Source organism: Myxococcus sp. CA039A (genome assembly GCF_013336645.1).
In the GTDB taxonomy this organism is placed as follows: domain Bacteria; phylum Myxococcota; class Myxococcia; order Myxococcales; family Myxococcaceae; genus Myxococcus; species Myxococcus llanfairpwllgwyngyllgogerychwyrndrobwllllantysiliogogogochensis.
In genome coordinates this window covers 1-429 of sequence record NZ_JABUMQ010000794.1, presented here as the reverse complement: position 1 = coordinate 429, position 429 = coordinate 1, and the positions used below count along the sequence as shown (strand labels likewise).

Below are 429 nucleotides of genomic sequence, written 5' to 3'. Positions count from 1 at the left end.
CTTCAGCAGTTCGCCGGCACGCTGTTCAATTGCCGGCAGCACGCCGAGCTCGTCGGCATGCGGAATACGTGGCTCAGGACTTCTTGACCGGGCGCTTCCAGCCATCGATGGTTTCCTGTCGTGCGCGGGCCAGTGTCAGCTTGCCGTCCGGGGCGGTGCGGGTGATGACCGAACCGGCAGCGATGGTCGCGCCCTCGCCGATCGTCAGCGGCGCCACCAGCGAACTGTTGGAACCGATGAACGCGTTGTCGCCGATGGTGGTGGTCGACTTGTTCACGCCGTCGTAGTTGCAGGTGATTGTGCCGGCACCGATGTTCACCTTGCTGCCGATCACCGCATCACCCAGATAGGTGAGGTGGTTGGCCTTGCTGCCGACGCCGAGGGTGACCTTCTTGGTTTCGACGAAGTTGCCGACGTGCACGCCATCGG

General features: G+C 63.6%; 1 protein-coding gene. It reads right to left on the bottom strand.

The features are described 5' to 3' along the window. Positions 1-73: 73 nt before the first annotated feature. Positions 74-429 (bottom strand): DapH/DapD/GlmU-related protein (locus HR086_RS47625; protein WP_305794133.1); only part of this gene is annotated, 356 nt, incomplete at its 5' end.